Source organism: Paenibacillus donghaensis (assembly GCF_002192415.1).
Classification (GTDB): domain Bacteria; phylum Bacillota; class Bacilli; order Paenibacillales; family Paenibacillaceae; genus Paenibacillus_AQ; species Paenibacillus_AQ donghaensis.
Window position 1 is genome coordinate 2,872,775 of record NZ_CP021780.1, and the last position, 23,503, is coordinate 2,896,277.

A 23,503-nucleotide genomic window follows, 5' to 3' on the forward strand; every position below is an offset into this window, starting at 1 on the left:
TGAAGGGAATATTTATGCAATTCCTCCATCACGCTTTAAAGGACAAGCAGCACTGGAAAGCAGTCAAGCCCTCAGTAGCGGAGCAGGTTGTGCGGTATTTGTCACAGCATTATCGCGGTCCGGTATCCATTGAGCGCCTGGCGCAGCAGCTTAATTACAGTCCCCAATATATTTCACGGAAATTCAAAGAGCTGACCTGCTACAGCCCACTTGACTATGTCATCAAACTGCGCATGCATAGAGCACAGGAGTTGCTGCTTGCTACCAATGCTTCTTTGCAGGAAATCGCTGCTTATGTTGGCTATAGTGACGTTGTATATTTCAACCGTATATTTAAAAAAAGCATGGGTGTTGCGCCTGGAATGTTTAGGGCACAATCAGAAGCCGGGCAAAAAGATGTTTCGGATCATGCTATAAAGAGGTTAAATCCGTCTCTTGTTATGAAACTTATCCAACGTTATCATATTGATGATAATGAAAATCATTATCAATATACGGAGGATGGAGAGTATGATATGCGTAATCATTACAAGAACATGACAACAATGCTTAGCTTATGTGTCATGCTGCTGCTTGTCGCATGCGGAACATCTCAAGGCGGATCACAAGCTGCGGGGAGCAGCCAGGCGCCAAATGTACAACAGAATAATGCGGTATCGCCTCCGTCCATTCAGCCGAATGACGGATTGCCGCAGCAAACCAAAATTGTCGATACGACATTTGGTGAAGTGGAGATTCCCGCTCAGCCGCAACGGGTTGCTGCTATTTCCTATTTGGGCACTGTGCTCGCACTTGATGTCAAGCCCATTGCCGCAGAGGAGTTTTTAATGTCAAGCCCTTACCTTGAAGGAATGCTTGACGGTGTGGTGGAAGTGGGCAACTCGCTGGAAAAGCTGTTTGAGCTGGAGCCTGATCTGATTATTACTCATATAACGGATCAAGAAACCTACGATAAGTATAAACAGATTGCTCCTACTGTTGTGATGCCGTACAATGCATTTGAATCCGTTGAAGCTGAAATGGACTATTTCGGAACGGTGCTTGGCAAGGAGGAAGAAAGCCGGATATGGAAGGAGCAATTCGGAAAGCAGGTAGCTAGCGCGAAGCAACAGGTACAGGAAGCTGTCTCAGAGAATGAAACCATATCCGTTATGCAAGAGTTTGATGGTCTTGTATATTTGTTTGGCAGTAAGTCCGGCAGAGGCGGACGGATTATGTACGAGCAGTTGGGGATGAATCCTCCTGCTGTAGTACCCGAAGAACTGCTTCAGGAATCCTTTGCTGAATTTTCGTTGGAGCTATTGCCGGAGTATACCGGCGATTATCTTGTGCTAACCTCCGAATCCTCATTGGAGCAGCTGCAGGCTGATCCAATCTGGGGAATTCTTCCCCCGATCAAGGAAGGACGCGTGTATTTGTGGAATGAATCGAGCTCCTGGTACCGTGATCCCATTGCAATGCTTAATCAAATCAATGATTTAGCCGATTGGCTGGCTGCTGCAGCAAAAGCTAATCTATAAACGGTAAATGGTGTTGAGACTCTGTCTGAGGATAGAGTCTGTTTTTGTTATATATCTTAGAACTACGAATTCTACAAATAATATTCCATACATACTTCGTTCGGAGGAAACCTTCGTGCGGCGGCAGGTTAGACGTTCTTTCAGATAAGCCAAAGGCTTTAAGGATCCAATTCTTGCTGCTTCCATTGGGGATGCCAGCCACGCGGCAGGCAACGTCCACAGGAACGGGTGAGGGCGGGGATTTCGGGGAATGATATTATAAATGGACGGGACTACAACCCGCTTAACCCAAACACTCCTTGCACCCAAACTTCAGGTAACCCACCTCCTAGCGGACCGTATAGCTCCTATTTCCTCATTCCTGTGCTGGTTTGGAGTCTAACGGACCGCATAGCCGCTATGTCGGCAAAACAGACCCTAACTAGTGGGTTTTGGCTTGAATAGGGGCTCCTGAGTCCGTTAAACCTGCAAAACAGCCTTTTTACAGCACATAGGGGCTCCTGAGTCCGTTAATAGTCTGAAAGTTAAGCGTTGGTTACTGTCGACGGCCTTCCTTTGTTATTCTTAGCCTCCTTGTCGCGCGGTATGGTATGACAGGCTCGGATGAGTAACACATGGAAAAAAAAGGGACCCTAAGTAGTAACAAAATGCGGAGCAATCCATCTCTTTGGAAGAATGCAAACATTACTTTGCATCCAAACCCGACTTTACGTTCTCACAGGTTTTTACCGTTAAAGGACCAAATAGCATCATGTCCATCGATGGGGATTTTTTTATAACAATAATCGTATACCACGCGAAGTATCTCTGTTCATTAAAGAACATTGCGCTGAGGCACTAAATATTTATTCTTGCAGGACATATGCTAAAATGGCCTATAGAACGTGAACTTAAGAATGTTATATTAGGAATCTGTCAAAAAGCCCTATGCACCCGGCTTTCTGACAACTCAATCAACCAAGGAGGCCACTATGCTGCCGATACACCCTCAAGACATCCAATTCCGGATCGATTGCCTCGCTGGTCAGGACCTTTACCTACACCTTGAACTCACGACAGGTGCCTACGCCACCCACTTGGACAGCACCCGACCCTCGGGGTCGGCGTTCATTACCAATGCGGTAGTCCAATATACGCACGGCTCTATCTCCGGCACGGGTCCATACCGAGTCGGCCTAAAGACAGCACACGGCTGGGTTTAGGCCGAGGGCCTTACACACGTTGATGAGAAGGAAACGGAACGCCTAATCATGGCTGGGCACGACAATCAAGGAAAGCTAATTGTGGCATTGCAACTAAGTCGGGAACAGTTCTGATGAAAGCGGAGGATCGAATAGCCATGAATACTAAACAAGTCGTACATGAACGCATCTTAGTTGTGTTTCCCCATCCCGACGACGAAGCGTTCGCTGCAGCAGGGACGTTGGCAATGTACATAGAAGGCGGTGCTCAAGTCACCTATGCTTGTCTGACATTAGGGGAAATGGGCCGCAACATGGGCATCCCGCCATTCGCCAACCGGGTCACCTTGCCAGCGATCCGCAAGGAGGAACTGGCAGCGTCTTGCCTTGCGATTGGCATTCAAGACTTAAGGATGCTCGGTTTCCATGATAAAATGATTGAATTCGAAGACCAGCAACTGCTGGACACTCTAATCATGACGCTGCTCAAGGAAGTGACCCCGTCGCTGGTCATCACCTTCTATCCAGGGTACAGTGTGCATCCCGATCACGATGTCACCGGAGCCGCCGTCACACGAACGGTTGGCCGGCTCCCCGCAGCAGAGCGGCCACTTGTGCACTGCATCGCATTCGCCAGCAATCATGAGCAGGTGATTGGGAAAGCAGACGTGACCGTTGATGTGACCGCATTCCTTGCGAAGAAAATGGCGTCGATTCGGGCACACCGTTCGCAATTCCAAGCGGCGGAGCTCGTGGGGAATCGGGATCTGACTGATGAAGAAATCCGGAACCGGTTCGGAACAGAACAGTTCTGGACCTACCGGTTCGATTAATCTCCGAGATATGGCTCATTGGGATTCACAACGGCTATGATTTCCAGCTCTCCAACCCTTGTGGTTGTAGAGTTTTTTTGTTTAGGATATTATACAGTCCCAAAAAACCTTGAAATGTATAATTTAGTTTATAAATCACATAATTAATCAAAGGAATATTCAAAACTATGCTGCAGGCTCACGATCAAAGACATGTGGATGAGCATGCGGAAGAACGAACCGTCTTTATTCCCACAGGAAAAGTAACGACGACGAAGTTCGATTTGACGGAGGAGGATAAGCATACCTTACTGTCTTCGGGCCATGCTGCAGCAGAGAAATTTCTGGAGACCTGGAATTTTGAAGCGTACAAGCCTAAGTTCAGAGAAAATCATGCAGCCCAGCCGATTCAGCCATATTTTAATGAACAGCAGGAGGAACCTGGGATTTACCACTAATTTTATTTAAAAATAGCTTCATACAGTCCTGCCTTAGGAGGGAATTATTGGTCTTCCGTCGAAATCACTATTGAGCTGTTCCGGCGTTCAGCCGGACAGCATACATACAATGGGGGAAGGAATTAGAATACCTATGAAAAGAATTGTAATACTGCTCACCGCCCTGCTACTCGTGATCGGACTGGGCTATCCTGCGGGCACCGAACAAGCGGCCGCAGCCGCTGCACCATCTTATAAGGAAATCTCAACGTTTGTAAACGGCAAGCTCATCATCTCGTCTTCCAAGTCAGTGCTCGTCAACGGTTCTTCTTATGTGCCGGTGAAGCTTTTGAATCAGATTCCGGACATTACCATTGCCTCTGCAGCCTCCGGTGTAACCATAACAGGGACCAAAGGAAGCGCCAAGCTGAACAAGGACAACTCAGTCCTGTACAACAACTCCAACTATGTCGCCTTCAAAACGCTGCTTAAGCTTGGAGCCATTGATGGTAAATACGCCTCCAGCGCGGTCTCGTTGTTCATCTGGAGCACGGAGGAAGGCAAGACAAAGAGCAATAGCATGCTTTACGCAATCAGTAAGCTGCCCGGAACAATGGGTCTGGCCGTCGGCAAAAAGGCCTACATGTACGGACACCCAGGAAGCCATTGGGTGACGGATGTCCAGTATATAGATGATGCCACCCTGACCTTAATCATGCAGAACGAAGCAGGAATCGTATGGACACTGGATTTGGCTAGCTATGAGAACCATACCCTGTATCCCGCGCAAAATCTCCAAGCACTGAAAGATATCTTTAACGGGCATCCTGTATGGGCCATAAACTCGGAAATTGCTAATAGCCCTTTTAAGAATATGGAGAAAGCTTCGGTCAAAGACTTCCGGTCCAATCCCAACAACGGAAATTTAGAGATCATTATTCGCCGAGCGAACGGCCAGGATGTCAATATAAATATAGCGCCGAGCGATAACCCAGCTGAATACATCACCGGACTTTTTTATTTCGATAATCCGCGCAATATCTCTACCATCAGTGATAAAGTATGGGCGGCTATCCGGGAAGAGCAAGTTATAGTCGGCATGAAGCCAGAGGAGGTCTTGCTTTCCTGGGGAGAGCCCGACAGCTTTAACAACGATTTGGCATATGTCGTTTACGGCAACGTGTACTTATACTTCATCAATAATAAGGTAAATTACATTTATAAGATGTAGATTAGCCATGATTTAGCCAAGGCTTAAAGAACACGGCATTCCCGGGGAGCAATTCCTTAAGGGCTGCCGTGTTTATTTTATTTACTATTAATAGACCAACGCATCGAATCCGCAGACTTCGTAACCCACATATCTATCCGGCAGCGAGCAGATAATAATAAGATGTGTGGGTACTCACGCCGGGCATCCTTCAGGTTTTGCCGTTACAAACTGCAGAATACAAACTGTTCAGAAGATAACGCTTCCAGGTATGATTAGTCCATAACCAGCTGAGTGCTTCACCCGATACTAGTATCACAAATGAGGGAATTTAATGTGAGAGAGTTTACCATAGTAAATATTCTATATAACCGTAAAGTTTCTGTACGTATGAACGAGCTCGTAACCGAAGTAGGAATGTCCGAGAGGACTATCCGCGACGTGATACGTTCGCTCGACAAGACAGGAGAAGCGAATGGCTTCGAGGTACGTATGATCCGCGGACAGGGTTATCTGCTGGAGATCAGCGACGAGACCCGGTTCAGCAAATACCTGGAGAAGGGGCTACTTCAGCTGGATCAGGTGGATCTCGACAACAAGCAGTCGCGGCAGCAGTATTTGCTGTTCTATCTGCTGCAGAACGACGGCTATCAGTCCATGGATAACATGTCGGAAGAGATCGGCATCAGCCGCTCCACTATGATCTCCGATCTGAAGGAAGTGGAGCAGCGGCTGGCCGCTTTCAAGCTCACCCTCTCCCGCCGCGCCCATTATGGAATTATGATCGAGGGGGATGAACAGGATTTCCGCAAGGCATTCTCCTACTTTATTCTCCAATCCGGCCATACGCTGCAGCACACGGAGGATTTCCATGCTTTTGGGGAGGTGTTTGAGGGGGAGCAGCTTAAGAGGTTCTTGCTGCAAATTCTCAAGGAAAAAGAATTAAAAATTTCCGATGTGTTCCTGGATAATATCTTGACCCATCTGTTCATTCTCCTGTATCGCGTCTCCAAGCACAACTTCATTGTGTCTGGACAAGCCATGCAGGCTAAGCCTGAGCCACTGTACCAGGATATCGCCGGGAGAATTGCGGATTATATAGCCTCCCACTATCAGATCAAGCTGCCTGCAGATGAGATCGATTATCTGGCGCTGCACATTTCCGGAAAGACCATTATGGAGCGTATGTCGGACGAGACCAAATCACATCTGCGGGATGGGATCACCTCTATTCTGAAGCAGCTGGACCGCGAGTTCCTGACGGGCTTTACCGACGATGATGCGCTGCGCGAAGCGCTTTTGCTGCACATGTTCCCGCTGCTGAACCGGCTGTATTACAACCTCCAGCTGGGCAATCCCTTAGTGGAGGATGTGTACAGCCAATATGCCAATGTGTTCGTGATCTCGTTCCGCTTCGCGGAGATTATTGAAGAGCAGTATGGTTTCCGGATGTCACGGGATGAGGCGGGGTATGTCGCTCTGCATTTTGCCACCCATCTGGAACGGATGCAGCAGCGCAATCTGGAGAAGTTCAAGCGGATTGCCGTAATCTGCTCGACGGGAGCGGGCAGTGCACAGTTAATCCGATTGAAGCTGGAGGCTGTGTTTCCCAAAGCGTCGGTGATTACGGCTTCTATCACGGAGGTGGAGGAGATCAGCAGCAAGCCTGTGGATCTGATTCTCTCCACCGTGCCGCTGGCCACGGAGATTAAGGAAAAACCGGTCATCCACATCAAACAGCTGCTGGATGATCAGGAGATCCAGCGGATCAAAGAAATTCTATCGCTGCAGATCAATCGCACGCAGCCGTCCTACAAGCTAATGGATTTCAAGGATCTGTTCCGCAGAGAGCTGTTTCATCTGTCCGGTCCCAATGACTACACAGAACTCCTGAATCAACGCTGCCGGGAAATCGTGGACAATCATTATGCGGCCGAGGATTTCCCCAAGCAGGTACTGCTAAGGGAACATAAATTCACCACTATTTACAAAAATGGCGTAGCAGGTCCCCATCCGATGCGAATGAGTGCGATCCGCGATTGCATCAGCGTTACAGTGTTGAAGAAACCACTGATCTATGAGGGCAAGCCCGTGCAGCTGATTTTCCTGATCAATCTGGGGCCGGGGCAACTATTCCTGCACAAGGAGATCAGCAAGCTGCTGTTGGTCCTGATGGAGAAGGAAGACAGCCGCAGCCGGCTGCTGAACGTGAACAGCTATGAACAATTTATGAATGAGATAGAGAACCTACTATAAAAAATGACGATACGGAGTGGAGAAACCATGGATTATGAACAAACGATTATGCAAATTATTGCCAGCAGTGGAGAGGCTAGAAGCCTCAGCCTAAAAGCGATACGGACCGCGCGCACCGGAAACCTGGAAGAAGCAGGCGAGTTGATCAAGAACGCCAAGGTCAGCCTGACCAAAGCGCATAAAGTGCAAACCGGACTGATCCAGGCCGAAGGACGGGGCGAGAAGACGGAAATTACGCTGCTGATGATTCACGCGCAGGACCATTTAATGAATGCCCTGACGGTCAGAGAGCTGGCTGTGGAACTGATCGAGGAAATCAAGGAACGCCTAGCACTCGAACAACAATTGAAAGGAACGGTGAACTAAGATGAAAAAAATACTGCTCGCCTGTGCAGGCGGATTCTCAACAAGCATGTTGGTGGAACGGATGAAGGAAGCGGCACGGACGCAAGGGATTGAGGTTGTTATCGATGCGGTGGCGGAGAGTGATATTGCCGATCAGACGCCTTTTGACATTATTATGCTTGGACCGCAAATGGGGCACGCTGAAGGCGATCTAGCCGCAGAATATGCGAACATTCCGGTAACTACGATTGACATGCTGGACTACGGCATGATGGATGGGGCCAAGGTGCTGAGTACAGCGCTTGAACTAATGGAGAAGGGGGCTTAGGTCATGGCAGCAGGCGGCGTAGAATGGAGAGCCAAGATCCAGAAAGTCAGCACAAAAATTCAGAAAAATACGTATATCAGCGCTATTTCCAATGGTTTAATGGCTTTGATGCCCATTTTGATTCTAGGCGCTATTTTTTCCCTGATCAATGCACTCAAGCTGGAGCCTTACCAGAATTTCCTGGAAAGCACGGGACTCAAAACTTATACTTCAATTCCAGCAACCATAACCACCGATTTAATTGCACTCTACGCGGTGTTCTCCATCGCATACAATTTCGCTACCCAGCATAAGCAGCAAGGCTTCTCAGCAGGGATCCTGGCTCTGATGAGCTTCCTGCTGGTCACCCCGAAGGGGCTGCTCGAAGACGGCGTGACCAAAGCGTTCGGATACTCCTGGCTCGGAGCCAAGGGATTGTTCGTCGCAATTATCCTGGCCTTGATTGTAGGTAAGATCTATACCTTCGTCCTGGAAAAGAAGTTCTATATTAAAATGCCGAAGGGTGTTCCGCCGACGGTGGAGAAATCTTTTGCCGCCCTTACGCCAGGCTTCATCATAGCCGTTCTGGTGCTGGTGCTTACGGCGATCTTCGGTGCTACAAAATATGGAAATATGCACGAGTTCGTCTTCTCGATTATCCAGCTGCCACTGACCAGTCTGGGCGGTACCTGGTGGGCCATGCTGATCTGTATCTTCGTGATTCACCTGCTGTGGTTCTTCGGGGTTCACGGCACCCTGGTGGTGTACTCCGTGGTTGGCCCCATCTGGGTTGCTCTAGGGCTTGAGAATCTGGACGCCTACCAAAGAGGCGTGGAAGGCACGCATATCATCGGCTCGCCGTTCTTCCCGGTCTATGTGCTGATCGGCGGTGCAGGCGCAACGCTGGGTCTGATTATCGCGATGCTGTTCGCCAAATCCACCCGATATAAGACGCTCGGCAAGCTGGCGATTGTCCCCAGCCTGATCGGCGTCAATGAGCCGGTGATCTTCGGAATGCCGCTGGTGCTGAATGTGCGGTTTATGATTCCTTTCATCGTAACGCCGCTGGTCAGCAGCGGTCTGGCCATTCTCCTGACGACACTGGGCATCCTCCCCGTGCTGCACGGGATTCAGGTACCGCTGGGCATTCCGGTGCTGGTCAATGGCTGGATGAATGGCGGCTGGCGCGTAAGCGCGTTCCAATTGGTCATGATTGGTGCAAGCTTCCTGATCTACTATCCGTTCTTCAAGAAAGCCGATGCCGAAGCGCTGGAGCAGGAGCAGCAGGCTGAAATCAAAGCGGCTGCAACCGCTGCGGCCAACTAAGCGAGCTTACAACCAGATGAAGGAGGTTTAACCTATGACTCATCGATTTCCGGAAAACTTCCTGTGGGGCGGCGCGGTAGCCGCCAATCAGGTCGAAGGTGCATATAACCAAGACGGCAAGGGCTTGTCCACTGCCGATGTGGTTAAATATTGCCCACCCGAAGAACGGCAGAGCCTGGAGCAGCTCTTGTCCATGTCTGGCCAGCAGCTGGAGGAGGCCATACAGGACGGGGATCAGGGGAAATACCCCAAACGCAGGGGCATTGATTTCTATCACCGCTACAAGGAAGATATCGCCCTGTTCGCCGAGATGGGCTTCAAGGTATTCCGTCTATCCATCTCGTGGCCGCGTATTTATCCGAACGGCGATGAGACGGTGCCCAACGAGGCAGGACTGCGCTTCTACGATGATGTGTTCGATGAGCTGCGCAAATATAATATTGAGCCGCTCGTTACGATATCCCATTATGAAATGCCTGTGCATCTGGTGACCCAATACAACGGCTGGGAATCAAGGGAGCTGGTGGAGCTGTTTGTCCGTTATGCGGATACCGTATTCACCCGTTACCGGGACAAGGTGAAATATTGGCTGACCTTTAACGAAATTAATTGTACGCTCAAGGCACCCTTTCTGGGCGCAGGGATTATTCTGGACGGCAAGCCCAATGAGAAGCAGGTAGCATTTCAAGCCCTTCACCACCAGTTTGTTGCCAGCGCGCTCGCAGTTAAGCGGGGGCGGGAGATTAATCCGCAATTCCAAATCGGCTGCATGCTGGCCCGCAAGCTGCTGTATCCGTACTCGTCCCATCCGGGCGATGTACTGAAAGCGCAGGCGGAGAACCAAATGGCCCAGTTCTGTTCCGATGTCCAGGTGAGGGGTTATTATCCTTCCTATATCCGCCGGCATTTGGAGCAGCACAGGGTGACCATTGAGATGCAGCAAGGGGACGAAGCTGTGCTGCGGGATAACCGCGTAGACTTCCTCTCCTTCAGTTACTACATGTCCTCGGTAGTCAGTGTAGATGAGAGCATCACGGCCAAGACGGAAGGCAATCTGTCCTCGGGACTGAAGAATCCCTTCCTGAAGACTTCGGACTGGGGCTGGCAGATCGATCCAACCGGACTGCGGGTCGTGCTGAAGGAGATGCATGACCGCTACCAGATTCCCCTGTTTGTGGTGGAGAATGGGCTGGGTGCTGCGGATGTGCTCGAACCGGATGGCACCATCCGGGATCAATACCGGATAGAGTACCTGGCGCAGCATATCGAGCAGATGGCTGAAGCCATTGCCGACGGCGTGGAGCTGATGGGTTACGCCAGCTGGGGCTGCATCGATCTGATCTCTGCCTCCACTTCGGAGATGCGCAAACGATACGGCTACATCTATGTCGATCAGGATGACGGGGGCAATGGAACCCTTCAGCGTATCCGCAAGAACAGCTTCTACTGGTACCAGAAGGTCATTGCTTCGGGCGGTACAGATTTAAGCTATTAGTGCCTGTCTTATTACATCGAAGCCGGATATATTGGCGGCCTACGGTTCAGCCCCGTAGCTATCAACTTATCTCACAATAATAAATCAGAAGCGACCCGCAGATGCTTTTCCTGTGGGTCGCTTCTGATTTTTTAATGATTCGCCAGCAGTTGTTAAAAGATTATATCATTGTCACTATTTGCTACGTAATGGTCTAATAACTCTACCTAACTTACCTAACTTACCGGGTGACTTTTTAATGCTGAGTCTACCTAATTTAAATTTTGCAGCTCCTTTTCTCGATACCATAGTATTTCTTGACTTCGCTGTACCTTGGGCTCTATTCGTAAGAGTTAATGTATAATTCTGAGAATTCCCAACAATAACCTCATTGAAACCAACTCTTCTACAGCCTGCGCCTTGGCATCGTTCTACCCAACACATTGTGAAGACTGTACTAGGAACATAGGTGTTGAAATTTCCACCCCATATATTATTGAAATTGTCATACCCATAGATATAAAATCTTTGATTGGCTGCTGTTCCAGTGACAATAAGGGAACGCCTGCCTGGAACTATTCTGTACCAACCCTCTTTAACATAAGTGGTAGGGCTACAATCAGGATCATAGTGACCAACAGCAACCCATATGACGTTAGGTGTATTGTTCTGAACATAAAAACCCATTTATATCACTCCATTCTTTAGAATACAAGCACATGGTATTATATGCAAATTAAATTGAAGAGTAATAGACATATTGGTGTTCACAAAAAAAGAGGCTATATTCACCGAGACTACAGCATCCTGAAGCGCGAGCTGAAGTTACCCAAGAAGTTGAACGCCTCAAGCCGCAGAGAAATGAAAAAGGCTTATGCTCACTTTAGTAGATCAAACCTTTAAGAACATTACTAACCATACAAAGCAAGATGGAAGAATTTTCAACTGAATCTTGCGTGTTATTATTATATCTGTTATATATGTAATATAACAGATAAGGAGATGGTGCGATATGGAATAGCTTCGACATGTCAGGTACAAAGGCTTAGAATGCGTGATCGTCGCGTATATGGCGACCGACTTGCTTGTGCATGGCATAATCAGCTTTCTCGCTTCCCGAAGACGCGTAGCTGCCATAAGGAGAGATATTCATGTTCATAGAGCTCGATCTGCAATCGGAAACCCCGATTTACGCACAACTGGTTGACCAAATCGTCGAAGGGATCGCCTCCGGTGCCTTGCAGCCGGGGGACCCGCTTCCTTCAGTCCGACGCTTGGCGGAGGACTTGGGGATCAATCTCCATACCGTCAACAAGTCCTACAATTTGCTCAAGCAAGAGGGCTTTCTTCAAGTACACCGGAAAAAGGGCGTTATCGTTCAGCCTGACGGGATGCCCGGCGTGACTGAGGCCTTCGAGGAGATGCTCCGGCGGCAGCTGCGGTCTCTTGCGGCAGCAGCTGCGGTACGAGGCATGTCGGAGGAGACATTCGCGCAGGAGAGCAGGTCGGTGTACCGGAATACCATTACAAATCGCGGAGGTGAACAGCATTGACTGTACTGGAGACGATCTTCATATCCAGCTTCTATTTGTTTATCGCTTTGATGATCAGCATACAGGCCTGTATCGGCTTGCGGACCCTGCTGTTCGGCATCACGCTGCCAGCGGAGGCTCTGCAGGATACGGCCGTCCGGGGCATTCGCCGGAATTACGTTTTGCTCACCGGCGGTGTTGCGGTCGTCATCGGAGCTGCTTGCTTTATAGTGACGCGTCATCAAACGACGGGTCAGAGTATCCTGTATTGGGCGGCGGCCATCTTGCTTCTAATGGTTGTGTCAGTCTTCGCCATCCAGATCAGCAGGATGTCCGCGCAACGCTTGAAGGCGGCCAGAGGCTGGCAGGTTACCGTGCAGACGAAGCGCGCTGCAAGCCTCGCCGTCGGCCGGACACATAATTCGGTGCTGGGCTCTTGGTGGTATTCGACGCATGTCACCGTGATGGCGCTATGTATCTTCTTTGCCGCTGCAAGATGGAACGCGATTCCGCAGTGGATCGCAGTGCATATGGGACCGAACGGCGTTGCGGATCATCACATTTACAAATCCGCAGGGACAGTGTTCATGATGAACATCGTGCAAGCGCTGATGATTGCGTTATTCGCCGGCTATAATCTGATGATCAGCCGTGCCAGGACATCGCTGGATTCCCAGGACCGGGAAGGCTCGTTACGGAAACAGCTGAAGCTCAAGAAAATCCATTCAGTTGCGGCTTGGGGCATTTCGCTGCTGGGGATTGCAAACTTGGGGCTGTTGCAGGCCGTCATGCTGTACGGCTGGAAGCTCAATCTGCTCATCCGCTGCAACATCACGTTCACGGCGGTGTTCTTTTTGACGCTGTTCGGCGTCTTGCTGTACCTGCGGTTCAGAGGTCTTGATCAGCAAAGGGACATTCCGTCGCAGGAGGAGCGGCACTGGAAGTGGCTCGGCAGCATTTACGCGAACCCCGAAGACCCGGCCTTGTTCGTTCTGGATCGATACGGATTCTTATGGACGATTAATATGGCTAATCCGCTCGGTAAGATCATAGCAGCTGCGGCGATAGCCGTTCCGGTAATCGCCATACTCGTCGTCATTTTCAATTTTCGATAAATAAAGCAATCCTGGAAGGAGAGTTCAAATGATGAAAAGCCGATGGATAATGGTAGCTCTGGTAGCTATGTGTCTGCTGCTAAGCTCCTGGGACGACAACACAGCACTGGCAGAGATGCAGAAGATAGAAGCGGCACTGAATACATCTAAGGTGATCGAGTCAAGCGCTATACAGTTAACCATGCTAGCGGCAGCAACGGACATGCCTTCGAACGAGGCTGAGATAACCTACGAAGGAACCCGGAAAGCTGCAAAGGAGAAGGCTGATCTCCTCACAAATACTTACGGCACGAACAGCGTGCAATACGCCATTATCGATCATGGCAACATCGTCGTAGCCGGCCAATCCGGCAAGAATGATGAGCAGGGACAGAAGCCGCTCACGAAAGACACGATGTACGGGATCGGCTCGACGAGTAAAATGTTTATCACGGTTGCCGTCATGCAGTTGGGCGACCAAGGGAAAATCAGTCTCGATACGCCTGTCGTCCAGTATATCCCCGAGTTTAAGATGAAGGATGAACGCTACAAGCAGATTACGCCGCGCATGCTGCTGAATCATTCTTCCGGTCTGAACGGATCGTCGATAACGAACGCCGTTTTATTTGAAGATAATGATACTTACGCCTACGACACACTGCTTAAGCAACTCGCCGCCCAGACCTTAAAGGCGGACCCGGGTGCTTATTCGGTTTACTGCAATGACGGATTTACGCTGGCCGAGATTCTGGTCGAGCGGGTCAGCGGCATGGATTTCACCTCGTATATCCACCGGTATATTACAGGACCTATGGATATGGCCAATACGAAGACACCGCTCGATTCTCCAGACACAGCGAAGATGGCGGGACTCTATTATCCTGCCTACACAGGACAACTTCCCAACGAGACATTCAACTTGATCGGAGCGGGAGGCATTTATTCCACGGCGGAGGATTTGGTCCGATTCTCGCAAATTTTCACGGGGGAAGCGGAAGAAGTCTTATCCGGTAAATCGGTTTCAGCCATGGCGCAAGACGAATACAAGACACCTTTGTGGCCTGACGATGCGGACAGTTCAATGGAATACGGTCTCGGCTGGGACAGTGTCAATCTGTATCCCTTCAGCGAATATGGGATGAAGGCGCTAACCAAAGGCGGTGACACGCTTCTCTATCACTCATCGCTCGTTGTCCTTCCTGGGCAAGGCATGGCGGCAGCTGTCGTATCTTCTGGCGGGAGCAGTGTGTATAACGAGCTTCTGGCGAATGAAATTCTGCTTCAGGCGCTGAAGGAGAAGGGGACAATTGCTGAATTCAAGCCTGAAAAGTCGTACGGTGTACCGGTAAAGGCCGATATGCCGGAGTCCATGCTGCAGTATTCGGGAGTCTATGGTGCGACGAGTGCAACGATAAAAATCGATATTACCAAAGCCGGCCTCATGTCCATCACTTCGGAGCAGTCGCCTGGTAATCCAGCCCAGATCTTCGGGTATTCGGCGGACGGCACGTTCCGGAGTGCGTATGGGAATACGGTGATTAGCTTCGTGAAGGAGGAGAACGGTCGCACTTACTTATGGATTCGTCAATACGCTTCGTTGCCTGGTTTTGGGCAGAAGGCTATATCAGAGTACAATGCCGAGAAGCTCCAGCCCCAAGATCTTTCGGCAGAGACCACAGAAGCATGGATTCAGCGAGACGGCAAGAAGTATTATCTGCTGAATGAGAAGTATACGTCGCTCGTATATTTGCTGTTGCCGCCCGTCCAATTAAATGTGTCGAAACAATTGCCGGGGTACGTGTTGGATAAGCGGATAACCGACCCGGATACGGCCGTCTCCGAATTGCAAATTCCGGGAAGGAGCGGGCGGGATCTGTCAGGTTATACGTTCTTTACACAGGACGGAATTGAGTACCTGGATATTGGTGGAAGCATCTTAGTGAACGAGGACGCCGTGAAGCCAATCTACGTCGCTAAGAAGTCAATCGTTACGATTCCGTCGAGCGGATACGCCCGGTGGTATACGATAAGCGACAAAGACGGGGGCAAGACCGTTAAGGTGAGAATGTCCTCGAACGCCTCCTTCGCCGTTTATAATGCGAAGGGAACATGCATCTACTTCAGTGTCATCGGAGGCAAGGATAAGGTTGAACTGCCCGCGGGAGGATCGATTGTTTTCGCCGGAGATGCCGGCACGAAGTTCGAGATTTCCGCGCAGTAACGTCACACAGCAGCGGCCGGCCAAAAAGGAATCCTGAAACTCAGCCCCGGCGCCGCCGGCTCAGGAATACCAAAGACAATGCTATTACCGTGAGGATAATACCAAGCACTCGCATCCCCCCGGCACTAAACTTATCTCCCATTACGATGCCTATCAATAATGAAGAGAGAATGGTTCCCAGGTATCTGGATGTATTGAATATTCCGGAGGCTACACCAATTATTTCTTTTGGAGAGCTTATGAACAAGGCAGCTTGCATGCCGACATTGTTCAACCCGTTGCTGATACCAAACGCTGCTAATGCCAGACATACACTGATAACCGGTGAATTTGAATTCAACGTCACGAGCCACAGCGATCCAAATGTCATCAGTAATGCGGAAACTGTCAATGCTGGCCGGGGCCCTGATTTATCGACCATCTTCCTGCTATTGGAGACGCAACGAGCGAGCATAAGCCTAGGCTTAACATCAGAATCCCTGTATGGAACTCACTGACATTACGTACCATTTGTAAGTAAGAAGGAAGACCGAAAAAGAGCGAGTAAAAAAGTACGTTAACAAGCATGAATTCGAGATTGACCCAAGTCATCGCAGGATATTTGGCGAATGTGCGCAAAGGAATGAAGGGTGACGTCACTTTTAACTCATGTCGTACAAAAACCGCAAGTAACACGAGACCTGTCAGCCCAAGAATAATAGGCCCAAAGGAGACATGCCCGGAGGATTTGGCTGACAGTAATCCAATGAGCAGGGTAACCAGACCTGTGTTTTGATTGATGTCATCGTACATGGAATCGATTATTTATTCCAACACCTTTCATGTTATGATTTCATAGACTCGAAGGAATGAATGGAGGTTGTGCGGGCGGCTGCTCGGGCTGCTCGTGTTCATCGCACTGCTGTCTGTGAACGATTCACCGCAGGTCATCACGCTGCTGATGCTGCTGTTGGGTGCATCACCGCTGGGCAGTTGGCTGGTCCTGCGCCGTCTGCTGAGAGGCGGACTTATCCACCGTCTTGAAGAGCGCCGGATGATCGAATAGGGAGAGGGTGTCGCATGGGCTAAGTTAAATAGAATAGAGGACCTTACCGTTTTGACAGTGGACTCAGGAGATGAGAGAATATTATTTTGTAGTAGAGAGAGCGTTGCATGATTATTTGTCAGAGTTCAGATACAGCGTATCCCCAAAATTATGGAGGCCAATACATGAATCAGCGTTTTCGAATCACACGATCGATGCAAGAAAACAATGCGGAGCAATCCATCACTGTGGAAGAATGCAAACATTACTTTGCAGCCAAAGCCGACTTTACGTACTCACCGGTTCTTATTGTTAAAGGAGCAGACAGCACCATGTCCATCGATGGAGATTTTTTTATGTGGAAGCATGGGGACGCAGATATTCCTTTCCGGCTTTATATGGGAGATTTATATGTAGCCGTCTCAAACGAAGCAATTGTTCCCCAAATGATTGAAATTGCAACAGAGCTGCGAGCTGATGTGGTTGAAGGGTAGACACAGCCAATATTTTATTTAAGGAGGCCGCTATGCTGCCGTTACACCCGCAAGATATCCAATTCCGGCTCGATCGCCTCGCCGGTCAGGACCTTTATCTACACCTTGAACTCACGACAGGTGCCTACGCTACCCACTTGGACAGCACCCGACCCTCAGGGTCGGCGTTCATTTCCAATGCGATCGTCCACTATACGCACGGCTCCATCTCCGGCACGGCTCCATACCGGGTCGGCCTTAAGACAGCAGACGGCTGGGTTTATGCCGAAGGTCTTACACACGTGGATGAGAAGGAAACCGAACGGCTAATCATGGCTGGACACGACAGTCAAGGGAAGCTAATCGTGGCCTTGCAACTGAGCCGGGAGAAGTTCTGATGAGAGCAGAGGATCAAGTCGCCATGAATAGTAAACAAACCCAACATGAACGTATCTTAGTTGTGTTTCCCCATCCTGACGACGAAGCGTTCGTTGCAGCAGGGACGTTGGCTATGTACATAGAAGGTGGTGCGCAAGTCACCTATGCTTGTCTGACGCTAGGAGAGATGGGGCGCAATATGGGCATCCCTCCGTTCGCCAACCGTGTCTCCTTGCCGGCGATCCGCAAGGAGGAGCTGGCAGCGTCCTGCCTTGCAATTGGCATCCAGGACTTAAGGATGCTCGGCTTCCATGATAAAATGATTGAATTCGAAGACCAGCAACGGCTAGACTCTATGATCCTGGGGCTGCTCAAGGAATTGACCCCGTCGCTGGTCATCACCTTCTATCCAAGGTACAGCGTGCATCCCGATCACGACGCCACCGGAGTGGCCGTCGCACGAACGATTGGTCAGCTCACCGTGGCAGAGCGGCCACTTGTGCACTGCATTGCATTCGCCAGCAATCATGAGAAGGTGATTGGAAAAGCAGACGTGACCGTAGACGTGACATCATTCCTTGCGAAGAAAATGGCGTCTATTCGGTCGCACCGTTCGCAATTCCAAGCGGCTGAGCTCGTTGGGAATCGCGAACTGACTGATGAAGAAATACGGAACCGGTTCGGTACAGAACAGTTCTGGACCTACCGGTTCGATTAATTTCATGAGGCTTCGAACAACTTATTCACAGATTAGTTATGGTTTTCCAGCCTCTGCTACGGGTAATAACATATTATCGGATGATCCGAAACCCATTGAATAGCTGGAAGGAGTGCTGAAAGTGAATCAACTGAGTTCCGTTTTTATCAAAATCCCGGTTCTCGCCATGGTTCTCGCACTTACCGCTTGCTCTGGAGGAAATGCGCCTGCGGCAAGCCCGGTAGCATCTGCACCAGCGAGTGAACCGGTTGCAACGCCTTCACCTCAGGCCGAGCAAACACCTGAGGTGAAGGAGCCAGCACCTTCTGATGATAACGAGCAAGTATCGGAAACGGCTCGCCCGCAAACTGAAACCTTTGATCTGATGGCAGGGGATGCGGACCAGCCGTTAACGGCTACCTTGCATCAGGGAGAAGGATTTTCCTTGTACGTGTTTGAGAAATTTTTTTTTGATGCTGCCACAGGCCGCTTGTCCCTGAGCAGCAACCCGGATTATTATGTGGATATTGAACCACTACCTGCTGATTATGATCCGGCGGAGCTTGAGACTGCGGGCAGAGAAGAATTGGGGAAAATCAATACGGTGTCCGAATTCAGCGGTGAGCTGGTGGAGCACCCTCTGGGTTTCGTGGAGATCTACCTTCAAACGTCAGGTGGAAATGGAGTAAGCGACTATATCGTTTGGAAATCAGAAGAGGGTGACGCTTATCTGTTCCGGCTTCATAATCCAAAAGGAGAAGAAGCTTCCGATTTCGCCACTCCGGTTCTCGCTTCCTTATCTACCGTTCAGGGAGATTCATAAAACATAATAAATGGTAAGAGGGGCGTCCCGCCAGGTTCATGGCTTTCGGGGCCGCCCCTCTTATTGTTATAATTCCTGCAATAACATACTACATACCGTTTACTCTTAAGATGTAATATTCATAAGAATACCATGAGGGGAGCTTTCTTATGAATATCGCATCATTTTTGCTGTACTGTTTCATTGTTACCTTTACACCAGGACCTACTAATATCGTTATTTTATCCACCACGCATAATTTCGGGACCAAAAAGGCGATAAAATACACGTATGGAGCAACTGTTGGTTTTGGTTTATTACTTGTTATTTCTGCTATATTGAATACTATACTCATAACGGTAATTCCAAAAATAATGATTGTTATGCAAATCATCGGAAGCTGTTACATGTTGTATCTCGCTGTTCTAATTTACAGAATGGATACTTCAAATCCAAAGGGAAACCAAACCGCGAGCTTTATGTCGGGCTTTCTTATGCAGTTTTTAAATCCAAAGGTTGTCCTGTTCACAATGACAGTAATTCCTGGATTTGTTATGCCCCATTATATGGGAATGACTCCGTTAATGATATGTATTATAGTTATAACTCTTATTGGATTCTTAGCATTTATTACGTGGGTGCTTTTCGGAGCAATCTTCAAGGAGTTTTTACAGAGGCATACAAAAACGGTTAATGTAATGATGGCCTTATCCTTAGCTTATGCTGCAGTCATGATATGGATGTAGGCAAGCTTATTCAGAGGTGAATGGAATGAACAAATTTATCTATAAAAAATCGGCAGGAATTACTGCATTGTCAGCAAGTATGACTGATTTTATGTATAAAAAGCACTCTCACAAAGAGTATGCCATAGGTGTAACCTTGCGTGGGATTCAACATTATAACCTGGATGGAAGTCTGCAATTATCTTATCCGAATGGGGTTATGCTCTTTAATCCGGAACAGGCACATGACGGAATGGCGCATGATGAAGCAGGCCTTGATTATACGATGCTATATATTGAGCCTCAGCTGCTGTTAGAGGTCATTGAGGCAAAGAACAGGGTCCGTTTTTCAACTCCTATTGTGTATGATTATGGGCTTGAACGAAAAATCATTAGTCTTTCTCATGCGATATTAAGTGAACAAGATGAGGCTTTGTGCTGTGATTTATTCATATCCCTAACAGAAAACCTTATGCAGACTGAACTTTCTACAGACTATAAGAGAGATACCGCGCTGATTAAGAAAGCCAAAGATATCATTCATCATACAAAATTAGAACATGTACTTAAACTGGATGATCTATGCAAGGAACTTCATCTATCGAAATTTCAGTTAATCCGATTTTTCAAGGCACATACCGGAATTTCACCCTACCAATACTTTCTTAACTGCAAGATAGAACATGCTAAGCATTTAATAGAAAAACATGGAGACATCTATATAGCAGTAGCTGCCTGTGGATTTGTTGATTTAACCCATTTAAATAAACAATTTAAACACGTCTATGGAATCACAGCATTTGAATATATGTCACATATACATTGAGGATCATTGTCAAGGTTACCAAGCTGACCTATTATCTACAGGAGCGTGTTACTAATGTCAAAATACGTCGAAATTGGTTACCCCATATATGAAGGAATGCCTGTTTATCCAGGATTGCCGGAAGTGAAATTAGAGCCTAGAGAGCGCTTAGACAAAGGGGATGATTGGAACGGAAGCGTGTTAAGTATTTATCTTCATGCCGGTACACATGTCGATGCACCGTGGCATCATTTGAATAACGGCAGGGGAATAGATGCTATTCCAATTGAAGACTTCATCTACAGAAAACCGCTGTTAATCGATTGCCCGGTTGGCCCTGACGGCTTCATCACCATCGAAATGCTTGAGGAATACGAAGAACTGAATAAAGCGGATATTCTAATCTTCAACACCAGCCATTGGAAACACCGGGATACAGATTTCGTGAAATACGCCAATCATTTCCCGGCTGTCTCTCCGGAAGCCGCAGTATACATCCGGACGAAGCTGCCAAACTGCAAAGCAGTGGCCATAGATACCTTGAGCATTGAAAATTTGGCAGAAGCCAAAGGAAACGGCTATTTTGTCCACCATGCCTTTTTAGACCATGAAAAATATGAAGAGCCGACAATGCTCATTTATGAAGATATTAATCCAGCCCCATTGGTCGGTAAAAAGCTCATTTCTGCCTTCTCAGCACCACTTCGCATTAAAAACCACGATGCTTCTATCATTAACATCATTGTTGAAATTGAAGAATAAGGCTTATGCCTTAAAGCTGCGGCCGATTCCCGGTATTCTATCGGGAATCGGTCGTTTAGTTTCTTCTGGAAGAGCCTGCAGCCTGCAAACTCCCTTCTATCTTTAGTACCAACCGATTCGCCAGCGAATGAACCGATCCTGCAACCCCTTGCTGCACAAGCGATTGGTTCATTGTTTGGCTGATTGCACGCTTGTTGTTTACGCCCTCATCCCTTTAACATGTGAACAGAGGAGCCTGCGGCTCATTACACTATCATTTGCTAAAGGGGGCCCAAGATCGCATGGCTGAGCTGTCGGAAACATCTATGCTACACCCCGGAGTTACAGTCAATAAACCCGTCAAACACAGGTATTTGCGCAACATCAGGAAACACTGGATGCTTTATGTCATGATCCTGCCCGGTATTTTGTTCTATATTATTTTCAAGTACATTCCACTGGGAGGAAGCGTGATCGCTTTTCAGAACTTTCAAATTATGAAAGGAATTTGGAACAGCCCTTGGGTGGGCCTGGATAATTTCAAGTTTATTTTTACGTACCAGGATTTCTATCATGTTCTTCGCAACACGGCTCTGATTGCCTTGTATAAGCTGGTGATCGGATTCCCTGCTCCAATTCTGCTGGCGCTGATGTTTAATGAAGTGAGAAAAATGCTGGCTAAACGCTTTTTGCAGAGTCTGTTCTATTTGCCTCATTTCCTCTCCTGGGTCGTCGTCGGAGGGATCGTCTTTGAAGTGCTAGCCTCAGGCGGATTTGTAAACGCATTCCGTGGTTGGCTTGGCTTCGAGCCGATACTGTATATGCAGCAGGAGCGGTTTTTCCGGCCCATTATCGTGCTCTCCTCCATATGGAAAGAGGTCGGATGGGGAACCATTATCTACCTCGCTGCGATCAGCGGTATTGACCCTACTCAATATGAAGCGGCTGTTATGGACGGGGCCGGCCGGTGGAAACAGACGATTTATATTACACTGCCCGCATTGTTCCCGACCATCCTTATCCTGTTCCTGCTGAATATCGGCAACTTCCTGGAGCTGGGCTTCGATCAGGTCTATAACCTGCTGACACCGATGACCTATTCGGTAGGGGATATTATAGAGACCTATGTATACCGCTCAGGTGTGCTGCAAGGGCAATACAGTGTAACGACGGCCATTGGCCTGTTCCAGTCCATTATCGGCTTTATTCTGCTCTGGATCTTCAATCGGCTGGCCAAAAAAACCGGAGAGGGGTTGTGGTAGTGAAGCAGAACTTAGGAGAAAAAGGTTTCCAAGTAGCCAACTACGTCTTCCTGACGGCTGCTGCTTTTACCATGATCCTGCCGCTGCTGCACCTGTTCGCGGTTTCCCTGAGTTCTCCGGTTGCGGCAGACTCCAAGGAAGTCTTCCTGTGGCCGGTCGGCTTTACGTTGGCATCCTGGAAGCACATCTTGCAGAGCTCCGGCTTATGGCAATCCTTTGGTGTAACCGTGTTCATCACGGTGGCGGGTACGGCGCTGAGCATGCTCTTTTCTGTGCTGACCGCTTTTCCACTGTCACGCCGGGAGTTCCTGCTCCGCAAGCAAGTGATGCTGGGCATCGTCATCACGATGATTTTCAATGCGCCGATGATCCCGTTCTTCCTGACGGTAAGGGAGCTGGGCATGATGAATTCACTATGGTCCTTGCTCATTCCGGGTGTCATCGGCACCTTCAATATGGTTATTCTGCGCACCTTCTTTATGAGCTTGCCGAAGGAGCTGGATGACACCGCCCGGATTGACGGCTGTCATGATTTCCGGATTCTGTTCCAGATTTATCTGCCGCTATCCAAGCCGGTGCTGGCCACGGTCAGCCTGTTCTATGCCGTAGGCTACTGGAACACGTTCCAGCGGGCGGTACTCTTCCTGCGTGATCCCGGACTGTGGCCGCTGCAGATGAAGCTGCGCGCCTATTTGACCAGCCCGGAGGAACTGGCTCAGGTGAACATGTTTCTGGGCGACTACAACTTCAACACAACCACGTTAAAGGCGGCGACGATTCTTTTTGCAAGCGTTCCCATCATTATGGTGTATCCTTATTTACAGAAATATTTTGTGAAGGGTTCGCTGCTGGGATCGCTGAAAGAATAATACTTTACCAAG

Annotated in this window: 23 protein-coding genes and 2 pseudogenes; 23 read left to right on the forward strand and 2 right to left on the reverse strand. The window is 48.8% G+C overall.

The genetic code is table 11. The features are described 5' to 3' along the window. Positions 1 to 14: 14 nt before the first annotated feature. The 10 genes and pseudogenes from B9T62_RS12515 (at position 15) to B9T62_RS12560 (ending at position 10,889) form a co-directional block, all read left to right on the forward strand. Positions 15 to 1,520 (forward strand): AraC family transcriptional regulator, encoded by a 1,506-nt coding sequence (locus B9T62_RS12515; RefSeq protein ID WP_245864435.1) that lies wholly within the window; start codon positions 15 to 17, stop codon positions 1,518 to 1,520. Positions 1,521 to 2,491: 971 nt separating this feature from the next. Beyond that, a pseudogene (locus tag B9T62_RS12520) lies at positions 2,492 to 2,836 on the forward strand (YojF family protein). A 23-nt stretch (positions 2,837 to 2,859) separates the two neighbouring features. Beyond that, complete coding sequence (bshB2, locus tag B9T62_RS12525) at positions 2,860 to 3,534, forward strand: bacillithiol biosynthesis deacetylase BshB2 (protein ID WP_087915558.1); 675 nt, start codon at positions 2,860 to 2,862, stop codon at positions 3,532 to 3,534. A gap of 167 nt (positions 3,535 to 3,701) precedes the next feature. After that, complete coding sequence (locus B9T62_RS12530) at positions 3,702 to 3,971, forward strand: hypothetical protein (RefSeq protein WP_169834375.1); 270 nt, start codon at positions 3,702 to 3,704, stop codon at positions 3,969 to 3,971. A 133-nt stretch (positions 3,972 to 4,104) separates the two neighbouring features. Further along, positions 4,105 to 5,181 carry a hypothetical protein gene (locus tag B9T62_RS12535; protein WP_087915559.1) on the forward strand — a complete coding sequence of 359 codons (1,077 nt, stop codon included), beginning with the start codon at positions 4,105 to 4,107 and terminating at the stop codon, positions 5,179 to 5,181. Between the two features lie 315 nt (positions 5,182 to 5,496). Then, positions 5,497 to 7,416: a BglG family transcription antiterminator gene (locus B9T62_RS12540; protein ID WP_087915560.1), complete on the forward strand. Its 1,920-nt coding sequence runs from the start codon at positions 5,497 to 5,499 to the stop codon at positions 7,414 to 7,416. A 27-nt stretch (positions 7,417 to 7,443) separates the two neighbouring features. Then, positions 7,444 to 7,782, forward strand: coding sequence for a PTS lactose/cellobiose transporter subunit IIA (locus B9T62_RS12545; protein ID WP_087915561.1), 339 nt, complete (start codon positions 7,444 to 7,446; stop codon positions 7,780 to 7,782). Between the two features lies 1 nt (position 7,783). Beyond that, positions 7,784 to 8,089 (forward strand): PTS sugar transporter subunit IIB, encoded by a 306-nt coding sequence (locus B9T62_RS12550; RefSeq protein WP_087915562.1) that lies wholly within the window; start codon positions 7,784 to 7,786, stop codon positions 8,087 to 8,089. A gap of 3 nt (positions 8,090 to 8,092) precedes the next feature. Then, the gene (locus tag B9T62_RS12555) at positions 8,093 to 9,394 is read left to right on the forward strand and encodes a PTS sugar transporter subunit IIC (protein WP_087915563.1); all 1,302 of its coding nucleotides are present in this window, start codon (positions 8,093 to 8,095) and stop codon (positions 9,392 to 9,394) included. Between the two features lie 34 nt (positions 9,395 to 9,428). Next, complete coding sequence (locus B9T62_RS12560) at positions 9,429 to 10,889, forward strand: glycoside hydrolase family 1 protein (protein WP_087915564.1); 1,461 nt, start codon at positions 9,429 to 9,431, stop codon at positions 10,887 to 10,889. A 174-nt stretch (positions 10,890 to 11,063) separates the two neighbouring features. Here the strand turns inward: B9T62_RS12560 and B9T62_RS12565 are convergent, their stop codons facing one another. Beyond that, positions 11,064 to 11,555 carry a DUF1036 domain-containing protein gene (locus tag B9T62_RS12565; RefSeq protein ID WP_087915565.1) on the reverse strand — a complete coding sequence of 164 codons (492 nt, stop codon included), beginning with the start codon at positions 11,553 to 11,555 and terminating at the stop codon, positions 11,064 to 11,066. 464 nt (positions 11,556 to 12,019) lie between these two features. Between B9T62_RS12565 and B9T62_RS12570 the strand changes: the two genes are divergently transcribed. From B9T62_RS12570 to B9T62_RS12580, 3 genes are read left to right on the forward strand one after another with little or no spacing between them, the layout of a single operon-like run. Next, on the forward strand, positions 12,020 to 12,421 hold the full coding sequence (locus B9T62_RS12570; RefSeq protein WP_087915566.1) for a GntR family transcriptional regulator: 402 nt from the start codon (positions 12,020 to 12,022) through the stop codon (positions 12,419 to 12,421). Beyond that, positions 12,418 to 13,515: a hypothetical protein gene (locus B9T62_RS12575; protein WP_087915567.1), complete on the forward strand. Its 1,098-nt coding sequence runs from the start codon at positions 12,418 to 12,420 to the stop codon at positions 13,513 to 13,515. Before B9T62_RS12570 ends, B9T62_RS12575 begins: the two co-directional genes overlap by 4 nt. A gap of 28 nt (positions 13,516 to 13,543) precedes the next feature. Further along, positions 13,544 to 15,715, forward strand: a complete 2,172-nt coding sequence (locus B9T62_RS12580) for a serine hydrolase (RefSeq protein ID WP_245864436.1) — start codon at positions 13,544 to 13,546, stop codon at positions 15,713 to 15,715. A gap of 40 nt (positions 15,716 to 15,755) precedes the next feature. On the opposite strand, the pseudogene B9T62_RS12585 reads toward B9T62_RS12580, so the two are convergent. Further along, positions 15,756 to 16,480, reverse strand: a pseudogene (locus tag B9T62_RS12585) (MFS transporter); the annotation flags it as partial. Positions 16,481 to 16,574: 94 nt separating this feature from the next. Between B9T62_RS12585 and B9T62_RS12590 the strand changes: the two are divergent. The 10 genes from B9T62_RS12590 to B9T62_RS12635 all read left to right on the forward strand — a co-directional run bounded on the left by B9T62_RS12590 (position 16,575) and on the right by B9T62_RS12635 (position 23,491). Continuing rightward, the gene (locus B9T62_RS12590; RefSeq protein ID WP_087915568.1) at positions 16,575 to 16,760 is read left to right on the forward strand and encodes a hypothetical protein; all 186 of its coding nucleotides are present in this window, start codon (positions 16,575 to 16,577) and stop codon (positions 16,758 to 16,760) included. Positions 16,761 to 16,924: 164 nt separating this feature from the next. Further along, positions 16,925 to 17,233, forward strand: coding sequence for a hypothetical protein (locus B9T62_RS12595; RefSeq protein ID WP_087915569.1), 309 nt, complete (start codon positions 16,925 to 16,927; stop codon positions 17,231 to 17,233). A gap of 32 nt (positions 17,234 to 17,265) precedes the next feature. Next, positions 17,266 to 17,610: a YojF family protein gene (locus tag B9T62_RS12600; protein WP_087915570.1), complete on the forward strand. Its 345-nt coding sequence runs from the start codon at positions 17,266 to 17,268 to the stop codon at positions 17,608 to 17,610. Continuing rightward, the gene (bshB2, locus tag B9T62_RS12605; protein WP_245864437.1) at positions 17,610 to 18,308 is read left to right on the forward strand and encodes a bacillithiol biosynthesis deacetylase BshB2; all 699 of its coding nucleotides are present in this window, start codon (positions 17,610 to 17,612) and stop codon (positions 18,306 to 18,308) included. The genes B9T62_RS12600 and bshB2 (B9T62_RS12605) overlap by 1 nt, the downstream gene beginning before the upstream one ends. A gap of 121 nt (positions 18,309 to 18,429) precedes the next feature. Beyond that, complete coding sequence (locus tag B9T62_RS12610; RefSeq protein ID WP_245864438.1) at positions 18,430 to 19,110, forward strand: hypothetical protein; 681 nt, start codon at positions 18,430 to 18,432, stop codon at positions 19,108 to 19,110. Positions 19,111 to 19,259: 149 nt separating this feature from the next. Then, positions 19,260 to 19,835 (forward strand): LysE family translocator, encoded by a 576-nt coding sequence (locus B9T62_RS12615; protein ID WP_087915571.1) that lies wholly within the window; start codon positions 19,260 to 19,262, stop codon positions 19,833 to 19,835. A 25-nt stretch (positions 19,836 to 19,860) separates the two neighbouring features. Then, a complete protein-coding gene (locus tag B9T62_RS12620; protein WP_087915572.1) occupies positions 19,861 to 20,640 on the forward strand; it encodes a helix-turn-helix transcriptional regulator in 780 nt (259 codons plus the stop codon). A gap of 54 nt (positions 20,641 to 20,694) precedes the next feature. After that, positions 20,695 to 21,381, forward strand: coding sequence for a cyclase family protein (locus B9T62_RS12625; protein ID WP_087915573.1), 687 nt, complete (start codon positions 20,695 to 20,697; stop codon positions 21,379 to 21,381). A gap of 305 nt (positions 21,382 to 21,686) precedes the next feature. Continuing rightward, the gene (locus tag B9T62_RS12630; RefSeq protein ID WP_169834515.1) at positions 21,687 to 22,622 is read left to right on the forward strand and encodes an ABC transporter permease; all 936 of its coding nucleotides are present in this window, start codon (positions 21,687 to 21,689) and stop codon (positions 22,620 to 22,622) included. Beyond that, on the forward strand, positions 22,622 to 23,491 hold the full coding sequence (locus tag B9T62_RS12635) for a carbohydrate ABC transporter permease (protein ID WP_087915575.1): 870 nt from the start codon (positions 22,622 to 22,624) through the stop codon (positions 23,489 to 23,491). The genes B9T62_RS12630 and B9T62_RS12635 overlap by 1 nt, the downstream gene beginning before the upstream one ends. Positions 23,492 to 23,503: the final 12 nt, after the last annotated feature.

Excerpts from the sequence above, each read along its gene's own strand:
- B9T62_RS12515 (WP_245864435.1), top strand. The coding sequence starts at position 15 with ATGCAATTCCTCCATCACGCTTTAAAGGACAAGCAGCACTGGAAAGCA.
- bshB2 (WP_087915558.1), top strand. The coding sequence starts at position 2,860 with ATGAATACTAAACAAGTCGTACATGAACGCATCTTAGTTGTGTTTCCC.
- B9T62_RS12530 (WP_169834375.1), top strand. The coding sequence starts at position 3,702 with ATGCTGCAGGCTCACGATCAAAGACATGTGGATGAGCATGCGGAAGAA.
- B9T62_RS12535 (WP_087915559.1), top strand. The coding sequence starts at position 4,105 with ATGAAAAGAATTGTAATACTGCTCACCGCCCTGCTACTCGTGATCGGA.
- B9T62_RS12545 (WP_087915561.1), top strand. The coding sequence starts at position 7,444 with ATGGATTATGAACAAACGATTATGCAAATTATTGCCAGCAGTGGAGAG.
- B9T62_RS12550 (WP_087915562.1), top strand. The coding sequence starts at position 7,784 with ATGAAAAAAATACTGCTCGCCTGTGCAGGCGGATTCTCAACAAGCATG.
- B9T62_RS12555 (WP_087915563.1), top strand. The coding sequence starts at position 8,093 with ATGGCAGCAGGCGGCGTAGAATGGAGAGCCAAGATCCAGAAAGTCAGC.
- B9T62_RS12560 (WP_087915564.1), top strand. The coding sequence starts at position 9,429 with ATGACTCATCGATTTCCGGAAAACTTCCTGTGGGGCGGCGCGGTAGCC.
- B9T62_RS12565 (WP_087915565.1), bottom strand. The coding sequence starts at position 11,555 with ATGGGTTTTTATGTTCAGAACAATACACCTAACGTCATATGGGTTGCT.
- B9T62_RS12570 (WP_087915566.1), top strand. The coding sequence starts at position 12,020 with ATGTTCATAGAGCTCGATCTGCAATCGGAAACCCCGATTTACGCACAA.
- B9T62_RS12580 (WP_245864436.1), top strand. The coding sequence starts at position 13,544 with ATGATGAAAAGCCGATGGATAATGGTAGCTCTGGTAGCTATGTGTCTG.
- B9T62_RS12595 (WP_087915569.1), top strand. The coding sequence starts at position 16,925 with ATGAATCAGCGTTTTCGAATCACACGATCGATGCAAGAAAACAATGCG.
- B9T62_RS12600 (WP_087915570.1), top strand. The coding sequence starts at position 17,266 with ATGCTGCCGTTACACCCGCAAGATATCCAATTCCGGCTCGATCGCCTC.
- bshB2 (WP_245864437.1), top strand. The coding sequence starts at position 17,610 with ATGAGAGCAGAGGATCAAGTCGCCATGAATAGTAAACAAACCCAACAT.
- B9T62_RS12615 (WP_087915571.1), top strand. The coding sequence starts at position 19,260 with ATGAATATCGCATCATTTTTGCTGTACTGTTTCATTGTTACCTTTACA.
- B9T62_RS12620 (WP_087915572.1), top strand. The coding sequence starts at position 19,861 with ATGAACAAATTTATCTATAAAAAATCGGCAGGAATTACTGCATTGTCA.
- B9T62_RS12625 (WP_087915573.1), top strand. The coding sequence starts at position 20,695 with ATGTCAAAATACGTCGAAATTGGTTACCCCATATATGAAGGAATGCCT.
- B9T62_RS12630 (WP_169834515.1), top strand. The coding sequence starts at position 21,687 with ATGCTACACCCCGGAGTTACAGTCAATAAACCCGTCAAACACAGGTAT.